This window comes from Amycolatopsis sp. NPDC051371, assembly GCF_040682155.1.
Taxonomy (GTDB): Bacteria; Actinomycetota; Actinomycetes; order Mycobacteriales; family Pseudonocardiaceae; genus Amycolatopsis.
Genome location: NZ_JBFBAG010000017.1, coordinates 17,922 through 33,907, shown reverse-complemented (window position 1 = coordinate 33,907; position 15,986 = coordinate 17,922). Strand labels below are relative to the sequence as shown.

Below are 15,986 nucleotides of genomic sequence, written 5' to 3'. Positions count from 1 at the left end.
TGCGCCGAACGGACTACGTCCAAGGGCTGAAAAACGCGAAAAGTCTTCACACTTCTGCTACTGCTCGGTAGCGTGCGCTTCGTCACTCTTCTGACTGAGGGGAGCCCGGCATGCGACGTGGCATCCGCGCCCTGACCTTGACGGCACTGGGGGCCCTCGTGGCCGGCCTCACCCAAGTCGCCGTCACCGCTCCGGCCGCCCAGGCGGCCGCGTCGCCCGACGACTACTGCGGGGGGCAGTGCAACGACATCCTGCCGCCCGGCGAACAGGGCAGCGCCACCCTCGCCGAGATCCTGGCGCACAAGGTGCTCGGCACCCGGCCCGACCACGCGGCGGACCAGATCGGCAAGTACTCGTCCCTGGCGGGCGGCTACAAGACGCTGACCACCGGCACGATCAGCCAGTACTTCAACGACTCCTCGTTCGGCGTCGCGGCCGACCAGGTCGCCAGTACGACGAAGCCGCGTTCGGACGTCACGATCGTGCGGGACAAGGCACTCGGCGTCCCGCACATCACCGGGACCACCCGCGCCGGCACCGAGTTCGGCGCCGGGTACGCCGCCGCGCAGGACCGGCTGTGGCTGATGGACGTGCTGCGCCACGCCGCCCGCGGTCAGGTCACGCCGTTCGCCGGTGGCGCCGAGGCCAACCGCGAGCTCGAGCAGCAGTTCTTCTCGAACGCGCCGTACACCGAGACCGAGCTGCAGCAGCAGATCGACCGCGTCGCGAGCAACGGCCCGCGTGGCGCGCAGGGTCTCGCCGACGCGCAGGCCTACATCGACGGCATCAACAAGTACATCGACGACTCCCACAGCGGCCGGTACTTCCCGGGCGAGTACGTGCTGACCGGGCACGTCGACGCGATCACCAACGCCGGCACGATCGACCCGTTCAAGCTCACCGACCTCGTCGCGCTCGCCTCGCTGGTCGGCGCCGAGTTCGGCGCGGGCGGCGGCGGCGAGGTGCAGAACGCCGTCGCGAAGCTCGCGATGCAGGAGAAGTACGGCGTCGTGCAGGGCGAGAAGGTGTGGCAGAGCCTGCGCGCGGAGGACGACCCCGAAGCCGTCAAGACGCTGCACGACGGCCAGACCTTCCCGTACGGCAAGACGCCGGCCAACGCGGCCGGGCAGGCCCTGCCGGACAAGGGCTCGGTGACCGGGCAGCAGCTGGTGTTCGACAAGACCGGCTCGGCCTCGACCGCGACGCCGTCCACTGTGGACGTCCCCGCGCCCGCCGAGCAGGAGCCCGCCCGCGGGATGTTCGACAACGGCGTGCTGCCGGGGAACATGCTGAGCGAGAAGCACGGCATGTCCAACGCGCTGCTCGTCTCCGGCGCGAAGACCGCCAGCGGCCACCCGGTCGCGGTGTTCGGCCCGCAGACCGGCTACTTCGCGCCGCAGCTGCTGCTGTTGCAGGAGCTGCAGGGCCCGGGCATCAGCTCGCGCGGCGCGGCCTTCGCCGGCCTGAGCATGTACACGCTCCTCGGCCGCGGCCAGGACTACTCGTGGAGCGCGACGACGTCCGCGCAGGACATCATCGACACCTACGCGCTGACGCTGTGCGACCCGAGCGGCAAGGCGCCGACGAAGGACTCGAACTACTACACCTGGCAAGGCCAGTGCATCCCGATGGACACCGTCGAGGTCAAGAACGCCTGGAAGCCGACCGTGGCCGACGGGACCGCGGCCGGCTCGTACACCTTGCGCAGCTACCGGACGAAGTACGGGCCGGTGCAGAGCCGGGCGACCGTGGGCGGCAAGCCGGTGGCGTACGCGGCCCTGCGCTCGTCCTACTTCCACGAAGTCGACTCGCTGATCGGCTTCCAGGAGCTGAACGACCCGGGCTTCGTCAAGTCCGCGGCCGACTTCCAGAAGGCCGCGGCCGACATCAACTACACGTTCAACTGGTTCTACGCCGACTCCAAGGACATCGCCTACTTCAACTCCGGCAGCAACCCGTCCCGGCAGTCCAATGTGGACCCGAACATGCCGGTGTGGGGCGACCAGGGCCACGACTGGAACGGCTGGAACCCGGCCGGCAACGTCGCGAACTACACGCCGGCGTCGCAGCACCCGCAGTCGATCAACCAGGACTACTACGTCAGCTGGAACAACGCGCAGGCCAACGGCTACGCGGCCGCGGGCGCGGACAAGTCCGCCGTGCACCGCGTCGACCTGCTCGACTCGCGCGTCAAGCAGCTGATCTCCAGCGGCACCAAGGTGACCCGGGTCAACCTGACCCAGGCCATGGAATCGGCCGCGCTCGCCGACCTGCGGGCCGAGCGCGTCCTGCCGCTGCTGCTGCAGGTGCTCGACAAGACGCCGACCACCGGCGCGGCCGCGGACGCCGAGGCGAAGCTCAAGACGTGGCTGACCCACGGTCAGCAGCGCACGGAGACTTCGCCGGGCAGCAAGGCGTACTCCGACGCCGACGCGATCCGCATCTTCGACGCCTGGTGGCCGCTGCTCGTCCAAGCCGAGTTCAAGCCGGATATGGGCGACGACGTCTACAACGCGATGACCGGCGTGCTGGGCATCAACGAAAGCCCGTCCGGCTTCCAGAACGGCAACGGCCAGCACACCGGCCAGCCCCACAAGGGCTCGTCGTTCCAGTTCGGCTGGTGGGGCTACGTCAGCAAGGACATCCGGCAGGTGCTCGGCCAGCCGGTGGCCGGCCCGCTCGGCCAGACGTTCTGCGGCGGCGGGAACGTCACGACGTGCCGCCAGGCGCTCGTCGACTCGCTGACCACGGCCGCCGGTCAGGCCGCGAACACCGTCTACCCCGGTGACGCGTCCTGCTCGGCCGGCGACCAGTGGTGCGCCGACACGATCGTGCACACCGCGCTCGGCGGCATCACGCAGGACAAGATCAGCTGGCAGAACCGCCCGACGTTCCAGCAGGTCGTCGAGTACACCGCCCACCGCGGGGACAACATCGCGAACCTCGCGCCGGGGAAGACGGTCAGCGCCACGAGCGCCGAGACCGGCTTGTACAACTCGCCGGCGTCGAACGCGATCGACGGGAACGCCTCGACCCGCTGGGCCAGCGACTGGAGCGACGACCAGGCGATCACCGTCGACCTCGGTTCGGTGCAGCAGGTCTCGCGGGTGGCGTTGAGCTGGGAGTCCGCGTACGGCAAGAGCTACAAGATCCAGACTTCGCCGGATGCGGTGAACTGGACGGACGCGGCGGTCGTCACGGACGGGAACGGCGGGCAGGACACGATCTCGTTCGCGCCGGCGTCGGCGAGGTTCGTCAAGATGCAAGGCGTCCAGCGCGGCACGAAGTACGGGTACTCGCTCTACGAGTTCGAGGTGTACACGCACTGAACGAGCCAGGCCGGGTCGCCCGCGGACGCGCGGACGGCCCGGCCGTCTTCGTCACAGTGACCGGCGCATGACCTGCGGTTACCGTGATCGCATGGACGACTGGACGCCCCGCACCAAGGCCATCGCCGCCGGCCGGCCGCACGGCCCCGGCGAGCCGCTCAACACCCCGCTCGTCGCCACCAGCACGTACCAGGCCGGTGGTGATTTCGTGTACGCGCGCGGCGACGGGACGCCGACCTGGCACGCGCTCGAGGAAACCATCGGCGCGCTGGAAGGCGGGATCGCGACGGCGTTCGCGTCCGGCGTCGCGACGCTGTCCGCGGTGCTGGACCTGCTGCCGGTCGGGTCGCGGGTGGTCGTGCCGACGTTCAGCTACGCCGTGACGCGCGGCGTGCTCGCCCACGCGCAGAAGCTCGGCAAGCTCGCTGTCACCGAGCTCGACCCGACCGACACCGAGGCCTGGGTCGCCGAAGCCGCGACGTCCGACCTGGTCTGGCTCGAGTCGCCGACCAACCCGACGCTCGACGTGATGGACATCGAGACGATCGCCGCCGCCGCGCGCGGCCGGGTCGTCGTCGACAACACCTTCGCGACGCCGTTGCAGCAGCGGCCCCTGGAGCTGGGCGCCGACGTCGTCGTGCACAGCGCGACCAAGCTGATCGGCGGGCACAGCGACCTGCTGCTGGGCATCACGGTGGCCAAGGACCCGGCTGTCGCGGAGGAGCTTCGCGGTGCACGGACGCGCGTCGGCTCGACGCCGGGCGCGCTCGAAGCGTGGCTCGCGCTGCGCGGCTTGCGGACGATGCCGGTCCGGCTGGCCGAGCAGTCCCGCACCGCAGCGCTGCTGGCGTCGCGCCTGGGCGAGCACCCCGCGGTGACTCGCGTGCGTTACCCCGGCTTCGGGATGATGGTCGCCTTCGAGCTGGCCGACGCCGAAACGGCCGACCGGTTCTGCGCGTCGGTCCGCCTGATCGTCCCGGCGACGAGCCTCGGCGGCGTCGAGAGCCTGGTCGAACGGCGCGCGTGGCTCCCGGGCGAAGAGCGTGTGCCCGCGGGTTTGATCCGGTTCAGCGTCGGTCTTGAGGATCCTGACGACCTGTGGCGGGACCTGAACAGCGCGTTAGCGGAGTAACGCCCGTCGGCGAATCCTCGATAGTCGCGGCAATCAGGTCAACCGCCGTTGGGAGTCATCGTGGGTAGAACGCTGAACCGGGTCGCGGGTGTCGTTTCGGCGGCGGCGCTGGCCACCTTCGTCGCCGCGCCGGTCGCGCTGGCGCAGGAGACGGACACCACCACCCCGGAGACGACGACCACGACGTCCACTTCGGAAACGACGACGACCACGACGGCTCCGACCTCGACGACGGCGACCACGACCCCGTCGACCCCGGTCACCACCACGACGACGGGAACCACCTCGGCGCCGTCCACGACCGGCACCAAGCCGGAGACCTCGACTTCGACTTCCGCATCCAGCGAACCGCCGAAGGACGACTACCAGGACAACACCGGCCACGGCTTCGTCGGCCTCGGCGGCGAAGGCGTCCTGGTCATCGCTTGCGCGTCCGGCAAAATCGGTCCGGTCGAGACCCAGTACCTGACCATCACCGGTGGCCCGGACCAAGACGAGGCCGACCCTCGCCTGCACAACTACTCGATTCGTGTCGTCGACGCCCCGGCCGGCACCACGACGGCCAAGTTCAGCTGGACCTGCGACGGCGTCGAGGGCAACGGCATCGTCGACTTCCAGCAGCCGGAGGAGCCGCCGACCTCGACGAGCCCGAGCACCAGCACGGTCCCGTCGAGCACCGCACCGGTCACCACGGCGACCAGCTCCGCTCCCGGCAACGCTGCTCCGAAGGCCCAGGTCAAGGTCACGCCCCAGGGCGGGATCGAGACCGGCTTCGGCGGCACGGCCAGGTGACGATCCGCCGGGCGGGCGCGGTCCTCGCGCTCGTCCTGACGCTGGCCGCCTGCAGTACTCCCGAGCAGCCGAAGGCGGCGGCGCCGGTTCCGGCCTCGGTGCCGGTGACCGCGCCGTTCAAGGGACTCCGGCCGACCTCGGTGAAGATCCCCAAGATCGGCGCGGAGTCCAGCCTCCTCGCCGTGGCGGTCAAGACCGACGGCTCGATCTCCGTTCCCTCGGTGCACCAGCCGATGCAGGCGGCCTGGTACAAGCTTTCGCCGGTGCCCGGGGACGTCGGCCCGGCTATCGTGCTCGGGCACGTCGACGGCGACAAGAAGCCCGGCATCTTTTACAAGCTCAAGGACCTCGCGCCCGGCGACGAGGTCGACATCGACCGCAGTGACGGTAGGACGCTGAAGTTCGTCGTCGACCGCGTCACGCAGGTTCCGAAGGACACGTTCCCGAAGGACGCCGTGTACGGCAACAGCGACAAGCCCGAGCTGCGGCTGATCACCTGCGGTGGCGCGTTCGACCACGCCGAGCACAGCTACGAGGACAACATCGTCGTCTACGCGAACCTCGCGGCTTAGCCGACGCCGCCCGGGTACGGGAACTTCGGCTCGAGCACGGTCCCGGGACACACCCAGCGGCGCATGCCCGCGTCGCAGGCGGCGTAGCCCCAGTTGATCAGGTTGTCCTGCACCTTTTCGGACATCCTGGTCAGCCGCGTCTTGGTTTCGGCCAGCGCGCGCGTCCGATCGATCGGTGCGGGCAGCGCGTCCGGCAGCCCGAAGTGCGTGATGTCGCTGTAGGTCGCCCAGTACGTGCCGGCGAACTGCTTGTCCTGGTAGGACTTCAGCAGCGAGCCGGTGCGCAGCTCGCGGACCTGGTTGTCCATCACGGTCAGCACGCGGAACAGCTGCATCGGCCAGTTGTGCTTCGGCCGTTCCTCGTGCTTCATCTTCTTGCCCGCGTCGCTGACCAGGACGGTCGCGCGCTGGTTCTCGATCGGGTCGAGGCCGAGGTTGTCGTACACGCCGGCGTCGCTGAGCACGATCTTTCGGTCCGGCTTGTGCGGATCCGGGATCACGACCGGGGAAAGCAGCGGCGGGAAGGCCGACGACGCGGCCACGGCGGTCGCCAGCGGCACCTGCCCGTGCGGGCCCTGCTGCCGGAAGAACCACCACAGCGAGCCGTCCTGCAGGCTGGTCGCGGTGAACACGAAGTTCGGGCCGGCCGGGTCGAGGTCCGCGAGGCGGCAGTCGCCGAAGAGGTGCTTCGCGTAGCGGCGACCCAATTCCTCACCGGCGCTGCGCCACGGCATCACCATGGCCTTCAGCGTCACCGGGACGTCGAGGTTCGTGCGGGCCAGTTTCCGCAGCGGCTGCAGGACTTCCTTGCCGAAGTTCTCCGCGACGCCGTCGTCGCCGAACCACAGCCTGTGCCACGCGTGCGCCAGGACACCGGCGGCGATCGAACCGCCGGAGACGCTGGAGACGGTGGTCAGCTTCGGCAGCCAGCCGAGTTCGTTGAGCCGCCAGAGCGCGCCGGCGTGGAAGAGCATCGCGCGGTAACCGCCCCCGGACAGCGCGAGCCCGACGCCGTCCCGTTTCGCCGTGTCCATCGCGCCCAGTCTAGGACCGCAGCAACGGCGCGAGCAGCGGCCGTTGCGCGGCGGGCACGTATTCGGCGTAGTTGTCGTACAACGCCTGCTTGGCCAGGTGGGCCGCGCCGGCGCCGTCGGCCGAGCGGATCGCGTCGAGCACCTCGGCGTGGTGGGAGAGCCACGCGCGCATCAGCGACGTCCGGTTGCTGGCGTGTTCCAGCTTGTCTTCGATCAGTTCCAGCACGACGCCGCGCACGACTTCTTCGCTGACCACCAGCAGGGGATTGCGCGAGATGCGCGCGATGACTTCGTGGAAGGCGACGTCGGCGCGGCTGAACTCCGCGTAGCCGTGTGAGACGCCTTCGCGCATCGCTTCCCACGCCGCGTCGAGCCCGGCCAGGTCGTCGTCGGTGCGGAGCTCGGCGGCGAGCAGGTGGGCCGAGCCGTCGAGGATCATCCGGAACTGCAACAGCTCGGCGAGCCCGACGTGGTCGGCGCGCGCGAGCCGGTGCATGGACCGGTGCAACGCGGCGGGTGACGCGGCCAGCACCTCGGGCCCACGCGGGTCGCCGGGTCGCGACCGGATCATCTCCGCGGCCTGGAGAACGCGCAGGGCTTCCCGGACCGTCGAGCGGCCGACACCGAACTGCGTCATCAGCTCGCGTTCGCTCGGCAGGCGTTCCCCCGGCTTGAGCGCGCCGCTGACCACGGCCTGCTCGATCTGCTCGACGACCCGCTCGTACGCGCGGACCGGAGCCACCGGTTCGAACCGCATCCCTTGACCTCGTCGTCCGCTCAGTGCAGGCTACTGGTCAGACCAGTGTACCGACCTGGAGGCCGAATGAAAGCCCGACTTCACGTGCTGGCAGTGGCGCTGCTGCTCGTGGTGTCCGGCTGCTCGGCCGGCTCGTCGGCCAGCGTTTCCGCTGGTCCGGACACACTTTCCGTCGGCTTCACGGCCGAGCCGGCGAACTTCGACTTCACCCGCACCGACGGCGCCGCGATCCCGCAGGCGCTGCTCTACAACGTCTACGAAGGCCTGGTGAAGCTCGACTCGCAGGGCCGGGTCGTGCCGTTGTTGGCAAAGTCGTGGACGATCAGCCCGGACCGGAAGACCTACGACTTTCAGCTGCAGCCCGGCGTCAAGTTCAGCAACGGCGCGCCGTTCACCGCCGAGGACGTCAAGTTCTCCTTGCTGCGCGTGAAGACCGACTGGACGATCTCGATCAAGTCCACGATGGACGTCGTCGACCACGTCGACGTCGTCGCGCCGGACCACGCGCGGGTCGTGCTCTCGAAGCCGTCCAACGGCTGGCTGTTCAGCCTCACCAGCCGGCTCGGCGCGATGTTCAGCCCGACCGGTGTCGCCGACCTGGCGAACAAGCCGATCGGGACCGGGCCGTACGTCGTGGCCGCTCGCAAGCGCGGCGACTCGGTGGTGCTGAAGGCGAATCCGGCGTACTGGGGCCGGAAACCGGCGTACAAAACGGTCGTCCTCAAGTACATCAAGGACCCGACGGCGTTGAACAACGCGCTCTACAGCAACGGCATCGACGTCATCTCGGCGATCACCGCGCCGGACTCGATCCCGCAGTTCCAGGCCGACGACCGGTTCCAGGTCGTCCAGGGCACGTCGAACAGCGAGGTCACGCTGGCCATGAACAACGCGCGGGCGCCGCTCAACGACGTCCGCGTGCGCCAGGCGCTGACCTACGCGATCGACCGGAAGGCGTTGCTGGACACGGCATGGGCGGGTCGCGGCACGCTGATCGGCAGCATGGTCCCGCCGACCGACCCCTGGTACGAGGACCTGGCGAATGTCTACCCGTTCGATCCCGCGAAGGCGAAGGCGCTGCTGACCGAGGCCGGCGCGACGAACCTGAACCTGCGGCTGCGGATCCCGAACCTGCCGTACGCGGTGTCAGCGGCGCAGGTCGTCCAGTCGCAACTCGCCGACGTCGGCGTGCGGACGACGATCGAACCCCTCGACTTCCCTGCGGTGTGGCTGAAGCAGGTGTTCACCGACCACGACTACGACCTGTCGATCATCCAGCACGTCGAGGCCCGTGACATCACGACGTTCGGGAAGCCGAAGTACTACTGGGGTTACGACAGCAAGCGCGTCCAGCAGCTGCTCGCCGACGCCGACAGCGGGACGCCGGAGCAGCAGGTCGCGGACATGAAGCAGGTGGCGCGGCAGCTGAACACCGATGCCGCCGCCGACTGGCTGTTCCTGTTCCCCAACGTCATCGTCGCGAAGGCCAAGGTCGGCGGGTTCGTCCAGAACCAGGTGAGCGAGTCGTTCGACCTCACCGGATTGGCACCGCGATGACGGCCAGGGTGCTACGCCGGGTGGCGATCTTCGTGGTCAGCGTGCTGGTCGCGTCGATCGTGGTGTTCCTGTTCATGGCCGTGCTGCCGGGCGATCCGGCGCAGGTCGCGCTGGGCGTCAACGCGACGCCGGAGCTGCTGGCCAAGACACGCGCGGAGTTCGGCATCGACCGGCCGCTGGTCACGCAGTACTTCGACTGGATCGGCGGCGTGCTGCACGGCGACTTCGGCCGCTCGTACGTCACGCGTGACACCATCGGCCCGCAGCTGCTCGACCGGCTGGGCGTCACGTTGTGGCTGGTCGGCGCGGGAATGCTGGTGGCGCTGGTGATCGCCATCCCGGCGGGCACGTTCGCCGCCGTGAAGCACCGGAAGGCGTCCGGTGCGGGCGTTTCCGGGCTGTCGCAGATCGGCGTCGCGATTCCCGCGTTCCTCGCCGGGATCATCCTCGTGCAGATCTTCGCCGTGCAGCTGCGCTGGCTGCCGTCCGGCGGGTGGACGCCGCCGGACCAGGACTTCGGCGAGTTCTTCCGCGGGCTCGTTCTTCCCGCGTTGTCCCTCGGTTTGGTGCAGGGTGCGGTGCTCACGCGCTATGTGCGGTCGGCCGTGCTCGACACGCTGGGCCAGGACTATCTCCGGACCGCGCGGTCCAAAGGTCTGCGCCCGGGACAAGCGTTGGTGCGTCACGGATTGCGCAACGCGTCGGTCCCCGTCGTCACCGTGCTCGGCCTGCAGCTGGCGACGCTGCTGATCGGCGCGGTCGTCGTCGAGCGCGTGTTCGTGCTGCCCGGCCTGGGCTCGATGCTGCTGGACGCGGTGTCGTCGCGTGACCTGCTGACCGTGCAGGGAATCGTGCTCGTCCTGGTGGTCGGAGTACTGCTGGTCAACTTCGTCGTCGATCTCCTCTACACCGTGCTCGACCCGCGATTGCGAGGTTCGTGATGCGCAATCTCGTCATCGGCGGGGTGCTCGTCGGCCTGGTGGTGCTGGCCGCGGCGCTGTCGTTCTTCTGGACGCCGTTCGACCCGGTGAAGGTCGACGCGGCCCACCGGCTGCTGGGTTTCGGCGGAGAGAACCTCTTCGGCACCGACAAGTTCGGCCGTGACCTGCTCAGCCAGATCATGGTCGGCGCGCGGACCACGCTGTACGTCGGTGTGGTCGCGGTCGGCATCGCCGCGGTGATCGGCACGCCGTTGGGCATCCTCGCCGGCATGTCCCCGCGGTGGCTGGGTGAGTTCGTCATGCGCGTCAACGACCTCGTGCTCGCGTTCCCCGCGCTGCTGCTGGCGATCATGTTCGGCGCGGTGTTCGGGGCGGACACGCTGACCGCGATGGTCGCGATCGGCATCGCGACGATCCCGTCGTTCGCGCGGATCGCCCGGTCCGGGACGCTGCAGGTGATGAGCACCGAGTTCGTGCTCGCCGCGCGCGCCGGCGGCCGGTCGAAGCTGACCATCGCCGTTCGGCACGTGCTGCCGAACATCTCGGGACTGCTGATCGTGCAGGCGTCGGTGTCGTTCGCGATCGCCGTGCTCGCCGAAGCGGCGCTGTCGTTCCTCGGGTTCGGCACGCGGCCGCCGACGCCGTCGTGGGGCCGGATGCTGCAGGAGTCCCAGGAGCTGCTGACCGTGCAACCGCGGCTGGCGCTGGTGCCGGGCATCGCGATCGCCATCGCCGTCCTCGGGTTCAACCTCCTCGGCGACGGCCTGCGCGACCGCCTGGACCCCCGATTGGCGGCGAAGGTATGACGGTCTCGGTGTCGGGGCTCAGCGTTTCTTCGCTCGTCCGTGATGTCTCGTTCGAGATCGGCGAGGGCGAGCGCGTCGGGCTGATCGGAGAGTCCGGGTCCGGGAAGTCGTTGACGGCGCTGTCGATCATGGGCCTGCTGCCCGAGGAGCTGCGCGCGTCCGGTTCGATCCGGCTCGGCGACCGCGAGCTGCTCGGAATGTCCGAAAAGGACCTGTCCCGGCTGCGCGGCAACGAGCTGGCGATGGTCTTCCAGGAGCCGATGACGGCGTTGAACCCGGCCATGCGCGTCGGCCGCCAGGTCACCGAACCCGGCCGGATCCACGGCCGTCGTCACCGCGCGGAAGCACTCCTCGACGCGGTGGGCCTGCCGGGCACGGCCCGCGCCTACCCGCACCAATTGTCCGGCGGCCAGCGGCAGCGGGTGGTGCTGGCGATGGCGCTGGCCAACGAGCCGTCGCTGCTGATCTGCGACGAGCCCACGACCGCCCTCGACGTCACGGTCCAAGCCCAGATCCTCTCGCTCATCAAGACGTCGCTTTCCCGTGAAAGCTCCCTTCTCTTCATCACCCACGACCTCGCGGTGGTCGCGTCGGTGTGCGAGCGCGTGCTGGTGATGCTGGACGGCGAGATCGTCGAAGCGGGCTCGACGCGCGAAGTCCTGACGTCGCCGAAGCACGAGTACACGCGCAAGCTCCTCGACGCCTCGGACCTGGAGGCCCGGCGATGACGATCATCGAAGTCCGCGACCTCGAACGCCGGTACGCCCGGCGGGACGTGCACGCGCTGCGCGGCATCAGCTTCGACGTCGAAGCGGGGCAGCGGTTCGGCATCGTCGGCGAGTCCGGCTCGGGCAAGTCGACGCTGGTCCGGCTGCTGGCCGCGCTCGACAAGCCGACCGCCGGCAAGGTCTCGTTCCAGGGCCGGCGCATCGACGACCTGCCGGAACGCAAACTCGGTTTCCTGCGGTCGGAGCTGCAGATCGTCTTCCAGGACCCGATGGGTTCGCTCGACCCGCGGATGCGCGTCGCCGACATCATCTCCGAGCCGCTCGGCCGCCGGAACTCCAAACTCGTCGACGAACTGCTGGCGGCGGTCGGACTTCCCGCGGACGCGGCGGGGCGGTACCCGCACCAGTTCTCCGGCGGCCAGCGGCAGCGGATCTCGATCGCCCGCGCGCTGGCGCCGAACCCGAGCGTGCTGATCGCCGACGAGCCGGTCAGCGCGCTCGATGTGTCGGTGCGCGGCCAGATCCTCGACCTGCTCGCGTCACTGGTGGAGCAGTTCGCGCTGACGCTGATCTTCGTGTCGCACGACCTCGGCGTCGTCCGGCACGTCTGCGATCGGGTCGCGGTCATGCGCCACGGCGAGATCGTCGAGCTGGGAGACGCGTCGCAGGTCTATGACGCGCCGCAGCACGAATACACCCGGGAACTGCTCGCCGCCGCACCGAACCTGCGCGCGGAGCTGGCCCGGTTGAGCGGAGGTGAAGATGGCTGACTACCCGGACGGCCTGCCGGTCGGCACCGGCTGGGTGTCCACTGTGGATACCGAAGAAATCGTTTTCCCTTACGACGGGAGTGTCGTCGGCACCGCGCCGATCGGGACGCCGGAGCTGGCTCGACGTGCTGTCGACGAGGCTGTCGCCGTCGCGCGTGAAGTGGCTTCGCTGCCTTCGCGGACTCGCCGCAAGCTGCTCAACGACGTCGCTGCCGCACTGGCCGAGCGGCGGGGAGAGTTCGAGAACCTGCTCGTCCTGGAAACCGGAAAGCCGCTGGTCGACTGCCGCGTCGAGGTCGCCCGCACGATCGTCACCTGGGAAGCCGCGGCCGAAGAGGTGTCGCGGCTGCACGGCGAGACCGTGCCGCTGGACCTCCTGCCCTCCGGCGACGGACTAGTCGGGTTTTGGAAGCGCAAGCCGATCGGTGTCGTCGTCGGCATCGCGGGTTTCAACTACCCACTGCTGCTGGCGTCGCACAAGATCGCGCCCGCCATCGCCGCGGGCTGCCCGGTGATCGTCAAGCCGGCGCCACAGACCCCGCTGGCCACGCTCTGGCTGGTGCACCTCGTGCGTTCGATGGCGCCGCTCGCCGCCATGGTCCAGCTGGTCACCGGGGACGCGTCCGTGGGTGCGGCGCTGACGACCGACCGCCGGATCGGCGCGGTGTCCTTCACCGGCTCGGCCGCGGTCGGGCACCGCATCGCCCGCGACGCGGCCCCGACGAAGACGCTGCTGGAGCTGGGCTCGAACGCCGCCTTGGTCGTCGCCGGCGACGCCGACCTCGAGGCCGCGGTGGACGCCGTGGTGCGCGGCGGCTTCTACGCGTCCGGCCAGGCGTGCATCTCGGTGCAGCGGGTCTTGGTCGTTTCTTCGATCGCCGAGGAGTTCACCGGACGGCTGCTGGCCCGGCTCGACGAGGTCGTCGTCGGCGATCCGCGTGACGAGAAGACGCGCGTGTCGGCGCTGATCGACGCCGGGTCGACCCAGCGGGTGTCGGCTTGGATCCAGAAGGCCGTCGACGCCGGCGCGCGGCAGGTCGGCGGCGGAATCGACGGCACGGCGCTGCGTCCGACGGTCCTCCTGGACGTCCCGGACGGCGTCGCGGCCTGGGACGAAGAGATCTTCGGCCCGGTCGTCTGCCTGCGCACAGTGTCTGATGTGGACGAAGCGTTCGCCGCGGTGAACGCCTCCCGCTACGGTCTCCACGCCAGCGTCTACAGCCGGTCCCTGAACACGGCGTTCCGCGCGCTCGACGAGTTGGAGGTCGGGGGCGTCGTCGTCAACGAGGTGCCCGGCTTCCGCTCCGACACCATGCCCTACGGCGGGGTGAAGGACTCCGGCATCGGCCGCGAAGGGCCGCGGTTCGCCGTCGAGGAACTGACCGTGACGAGGATGGCGGTGCTGCGCCCGTGAACTACGAGAACCTCTTCCGCCTGGACGGCCGCCGGGCCGTCGTGCTCGGCGCGGGCGGCATCGGCCGCGAAGCCGCGCGGGCGCTGGCCGCGCACGGTGCCGACGTGGTGTGCGCCGACCGCGACCTCGAAGCCGCACGCGAGACCGGCGTCGGCGAGGCGTACGAGATCGACCTGCTCGAACCCGGCGCCGTCGACCGCGCCGCGACGGACCTCGGCCCGCAGGACGTCGTCGTGCTGACCGCCGCGACGAACGTCCGCAAACGTTTGCTGGACTACACGCGGGACGAGTTCGACCGGGTCATCGCGCTGAACCTCGGCGTGAGTTTCGAGGTCGTCCGCGTCTTCGGCGCCGACATGGTCGCGCGCGGGCGGGGGAGCATCATCGGCTTCTCGTCGATCCGCGGGACGACCGTCGAGCCCGGTCAAGGCCCGTACGCGGCAACGAAAGCCGGTCTCGTCCAGCTGTTCCGGACGGCCGCCGCGGAGTTCGGCCCGGCCGGGGTGCGGGTAAACGCGATCGCCCCCGGCGTCGTCGAAACCCCGCTGACCGCGCAGATCAAGGCGAACCCCGAGTGGTACGACGCGTACGCGACGAAGGGCGCCTTGGGGCGCTGGGCGCGTCCGGACGAGCTGGCCGGCGCCGTCGTGTACCTCGCTTCGGACGCTTCGTCGTTCGTGACCGGCTCCGTGCTCGCCGTCGACGGTGGCTGGACCGCCGTCGACGGCCGCTTCGAACCGCCCGCCTCTTGAGGAGCGTTCATGCCTGAGTTGCCCGACCTGACCGCCGTCGAACTCGTCGCGCAGTACCGCGCGAAGACGCTCTCGCCGGTCGAGGTGACCGAAGCCGTCCTCGCGCGCATCGAGGCGCGAGAGCCCGAGCTCCACGCTTTGTACGCGTACGACCCTTCGGGCGCGCGAGAGGATGCGAAGGCGGCTGAAGCGCGTTGGCACTCAGGCGAACCGCTGGGCCCGATCGACGGCGTCCCGCTGACGCTCAAGGAGAACATCGCGACCCGCGGCACGCCGGTTCCGCTGGGCACGGCGGCCACCGCGCTGGTCCCGGCCGCCGAGGACGCGCCGGCGGCCGCGCGCGTCCGTGAATCCGGCGGTGTGCTGCTCGCCAAGACGACGATGCCGGACTACGGGATGCTGACGTCCGGGCTGTCGAGCTTCCACGAGACGGCGCGGAACCCGTGGCGGCCGTCGGCTTCGCCGGGCGGGTCGAGTGCGGGTGCGGGCGCGGCCGGCGCCGCGGGGTACGGCCCGCTGCACGTCGGCACCGACATCGGCGGCTCGGTCCGGCTGCCCGCGGGCTGGTGCGGGCTGGTCGGGCTGAAGCCGAGCTTCGGCCGCGTGCCGGTCGACCCGCCGTTCCTCGGCCGCGTCGCCGGCCCGATGACCCGCACGGTCGCCGACACGGCGTTGCTGATGAGCGTCCTGTCCGGACCCGACGCGCGGGACCACCTGAGCCTGCCGCCGGCCGAGCTGGACTGGTCTTCCCTCGACTGTTCTCTCCAAGGACTGCGTGTCGGCCTGCACCTCGACCCCGGCGTCGGCCTTCCGGTGGACCCGGCGACGCGCGACGCGGTCACGGCGGCGGCCCGGGCCTTCGAAGCCGCGGGCGCGGTCGTCGAGCCGGTCGGGCCGTTCCTCACGCGCGAGATGCTCAGCGGCCTGGACGTCTTCTGGCGCACGCGCGCCTGGTCGGACATGGTGGCGTTGCCGGCGGAGCGCCGCGCGAAGGTCCTTCCGTACATCGCGGACTGGGCCGCGGGCGGCGCGGAGCTGTCCGGAGTGGACGTCTACCGCGGCTTCGCCCAGATCGACGCGATCAGCGTGGCGGCCCTGCGCGCGACGTCGGCGTTCGACATCGTGCTGTCGCCGACGTGCCCGGTCGCGGCCCCGCCGGCGGAGTGGGCGTCGCCGACGAACGACCCGGCCCGCCCGTTCGAGCACATCGCGTTCACGGTGCCGTACAACATGTCCGGCCAGCCGTCGGTGTCGCTGAACTGCGGCTACACGGACGACGGCCGTCCGATCGGCCTCCAGCTCACGGGCCGCCGCTTCGACGACGTCGGCGTCCTGCGCGCGGCCGCGGCGTACGAAGGCCTTCGCGAGCCGCAGCGACCCTGGCCGATCGGATAGGGAAGAA

Annotated in this window: 14 protein-coding genes; 12 read left to right on the top strand and 2 right to left on the bottom strand. The window is 70.1% G+C overall.

The window, feature by feature from the left end:
• The first annotated feature begins 110 nt into the window (after positions 1-110).
• From AB0M59_RS21605 to AB0M59_RS21590, 4 genes are all read left to right on the top strand, one after another.
• Positions 111-3,329, top strand: coding sequence for a penicillin acylase family protein (locus AB0M59_RS21605; RefSeq protein ID WP_364617555.1), 3,219 nt, complete (start codon positions 111-113; stop codon positions 3,327-3,329).
• A gap of 91 nt (positions 3,330-3,420) precedes the next feature.
• On the top strand, positions 3,421-4,461 hold the full coding sequence (locus tag AB0M59_RS21600) for a PLP-dependent transferase (RefSeq protein ID WP_364617553.1): 1,041 nt from the start codon (positions 3,421-3,423) through the stop codon (positions 4,459-4,461).
• Positions 4,462-4,521: 60 nt separating this feature from the next.
• Positions 4,522-5,253, top strand: a complete 732-nt coding sequence (locus AB0M59_RS21595) for a hypothetical protein (protein WP_364617551.1) — start codon at positions 4,522-4,524, stop codon at positions 5,251-5,253.
• Positions 5,250-5,825, top strand: a complete 576-nt coding sequence (locus tag AB0M59_RS21590) for a class F sortase (RefSeq protein WP_364617549.1) — start codon at positions 5,250-5,252, stop codon at positions 5,823-5,825. Before AB0M59_RS21595 ends, AB0M59_RS21590 begins: the two co-directional genes overlap by 4 nt.
• Here AB0M59_RS21590 and AB0M59_RS21585 read toward each other — a convergent pair.
• Positions 5,822-6,859 (bottom strand): patatin-like phospholipase family protein, encoded by a 1,038-nt coding sequence (locus tag AB0M59_RS21585; RefSeq protein WP_364617547.1) that lies wholly within the window; start codon positions 6,857-6,859, stop codon positions 5,822-5,824. The two genes, AB0M59_RS21590 and AB0M59_RS21585, sit on opposite strands and share 4 nt — an antisense overlap.
• Before the next feature lie 10 nt (positions 6,860-6,869).
• A complete protein-coding gene (locus AB0M59_RS21580) occupies positions 6,870-7,616 on the bottom strand; it encodes a FadR/GntR family transcriptional regulator (RefSeq protein ID WP_364617545.1) in 747 nt (248 codons plus the stop codon).
• A 66-nt stretch (positions 7,617-7,682) separates the two neighbouring features.
• On the opposite strand from AB0M59_RS21580, the gene AB0M59_RS21575 reads away from it, so the two are divergent.
• From AB0M59_RS21575 to AB0M59_RS21540, 8 genes are read left to right on the top strand one after another with little or no spacing between them, the layout of a single operon-like run.
• Positions 7,683-9,173 carry an ABC transporter substrate-binding protein gene (locus AB0M59_RS21575; protein ID WP_364617543.1) on the top strand — a complete coding sequence of 497 codons (1,491 nt, stop codon included), beginning with the start codon at positions 7,683-7,685 and terminating at the stop codon, positions 9,171-9,173.
• The gene (locus AB0M59_RS21570) at positions 9,170-10,114 is read left to right on the top strand and encodes an ABC transporter permease (protein ID WP_364617541.1); all 945 of its coding nucleotides are present in this window, start codon (positions 9,170-9,172) and stop codon (positions 10,112-10,114) included. Before AB0M59_RS21575 ends, AB0M59_RS21570 begins: the two co-directional genes overlap by 4 nt.
• Entirely contained in the window at positions 10,114-10,920 is an 807-nt protein-coding gene (locus AB0M59_RS21565; protein WP_364617539.1) for an ABC transporter permease, read from the top strand. The genes AB0M59_RS21570 and AB0M59_RS21565 overlap by 1 nt, the downstream gene beginning before the upstream one ends.
• On the top strand, positions 10,917-11,648 hold the full coding sequence (locus AB0M59_RS21560) for an ABC transporter ATP-binding protein (protein WP_364617537.1): 732 nt from the start codon (positions 10,917-10,919) through the stop codon (positions 11,646-11,648). The genes AB0M59_RS21565 and AB0M59_RS21560 overlap by 4 nt, the downstream gene beginning before the upstream one ends.
• Positions 11,645-12,418 (top strand): ATP-binding cassette domain-containing protein, encoded by a 774-nt coding sequence (locus tag AB0M59_RS21555; protein WP_364617535.1) that lies wholly within the window; start codon positions 11,645-11,647, stop codon positions 12,416-12,418. The genes AB0M59_RS21560 and AB0M59_RS21555 overlap by 4 nt, the downstream gene beginning before the upstream one ends.
• A complete protein-coding gene (locus tag AB0M59_RS21550) occupies positions 12,411-13,832 on the top strand; it encodes an aldehyde dehydrogenase family protein (RefSeq protein WP_364617534.1) in 1,422 nt (473 codons plus the stop codon). Before AB0M59_RS21555 ends, AB0M59_RS21550 begins: the two co-directional genes overlap by 8 nt.
• On the top strand, positions 13,829-14,584 hold the full coding sequence (locus tag AB0M59_RS21545; RefSeq protein ID WP_364617532.1) for an SDR family oxidoreductase: 756 nt from the start codon (positions 13,829-13,831) through the stop codon (positions 14,582-14,584). Before AB0M59_RS21550 ends, AB0M59_RS21545 begins: the two co-directional genes overlap by 4 nt.
• 9 nt (positions 14,585-14,593) lie before the next feature.
• A complete protein-coding gene (locus AB0M59_RS21540) occupies positions 14,594-15,979 on the top strand; it encodes an amidase (RefSeq protein WP_364617530.1) in 1,386 nt (461 codons plus the stop codon).
• Positions 15,980-15,986 lie beyond the last annotated feature (7 nt).

Bases quoted from the DNA above. Each gene is read 5' to 3' on its own strand.
- AB0M59_RS21600 (WP_364617553.1), top strand. From the start codon at position 3,421: ATGGACGACTGGACGCCCCGCACCAAGGCCATCGCCGCCGGCCGGCCG.
- AB0M59_RS21565 (WP_364617539.1), top strand. From the start codon at position 10,114: ATGCGCAATCTCGTCATCGGCGGGGTGCTCGTCGGCCTGGTGGTGCTG.
- AB0M59_RS21585 (WP_364617547.1), bottom strand. From the start codon at position 6,859: ATGGACACGGCGAAACGGGACGGCGTCGGGCTCGCGCTGTCCGGGGGC.
- AB0M59_RS21550 (WP_364617534.1), top strand. From the start codon at position 12,411: ATGGCTGACTACCCGGACGGCCTGCCGGTCGGCACCGGCTGGGTGTCC.
- AB0M59_RS21575 (WP_364617543.1), top strand. From the start codon at position 7,683: ATGAAAGCCCGACTTCACGTGCTGGCAGTGGCGCTGCTGCTCGTGGTG.
- AB0M59_RS21555 (WP_364617535.1), top strand. From the start codon at position 11,645: ATGACGATCATCGAAGTCCGCGACCTCGAACGCCGGTACGCCCGGCGG.
- AB0M59_RS21540 (WP_364617530.1), top strand. From the start codon at position 14,594: ATGCCTGAGTTGCCCGACCTGACCGCCGTCGAACTCGTCGCGCAGTAC.
- AB0M59_RS21560 (WP_364617537.1), top strand. From the start codon at position 10,917: ATGACGGTCTCGGTGTCGGGGCTCAGCGTTTCTTCGCTCGTCCGTGAT.
- AB0M59_RS21580 (WP_364617545.1), bottom strand. From the start codon at position 7,616: ATGCGGTTCGAACCGGTGGCTCCGGTCCGCGCGTACGAGCGGGTCGTC.
- AB0M59_RS21570 (WP_364617541.1), top strand. From the start codon at position 9,170: ATGACGGCCAGGGTGCTACGCCGGGTGGCGATCTTCGTGGTCAGCGTG.
- AB0M59_RS21605 (WP_364617555.1), top strand. From the start codon at position 111: ATGCGACGTGGCATCCGCGCCCTGACCTTGACGGCACTGGGGGCCCTC.